We start from the raw sequence: 601 nt of genomic DNA on the forward strand, positions 1-601 counted from the left end.
AACGCGGCGCGTTCTCCCCTCTCCCTCTGGGAGAGGGGCCGGGGGTGAGGGCCGTTACCTCGTCTATCGCGGCGCGCTGCGCAACGGCCGCACCGTCGTCATCATCTGGCGCGAGACCAAGGACTGGACAGAAGAGGATTACCGGCGCGACCGCGATTTTGTGAAAGAGCAGAAATTGACCGAAGGTGCGGATGAAATTTACACGAACGGCGATTCGTTCATCCCGGACGCACGCTCGCTGGATGGACTGTTCAAGGCGCGCATGTTTGCGCCGGTGGAGGCATGACCACAACAGAAGGAGAAGCGTATGAGAATTAAAAGTCTGAGAATTCACAATTACCGTAGCATCCGCGACTTGGAACTGGAATGCTTGCCCATGGTGACTTTGCTCGGTCCGAATAACCACGGAAAGTCCAACCTGCTCTCTGCGCTGGAGTTCGGCCTATCCACCTCCGCTAAACCGGTTGAGCAAGATTTTTTCGCCTACCGAGATTCGAACGACAATGAACTCTGGATTGAGATGACTTTCCATGAATTAACCGAGCAAGAGAAAAACACTTTCAAACGCTATGTCTTGTTCGATGATACTATCTGCATCCGA

General features: G+C 53.7%; 2 protein-coding genes. Both read left to right on the forward strand.

Annotation, left to right across the window (positions count from 1 at the left end; translation table 11 throughout):
• Positions 1 to 286 (forward strand): hypothetical protein (locus NW848_RS06595; protein WP_414510852.1); only part of this gene is annotated, 286 nt, incomplete at its 5' end.
• A gap of 21 nt (positions 287 to 307) precedes the next feature.
• Positions 308 to 601 (forward strand): AAA family ATPase (locus NW848_RS06600; RefSeq protein ID WP_414510853.1); only part of this gene is annotated, 294 nt, incomplete at its 3' end.

It is taken from the genome of Synechococcus sp. RC10A2 (genome assembly GCF_047502605.1).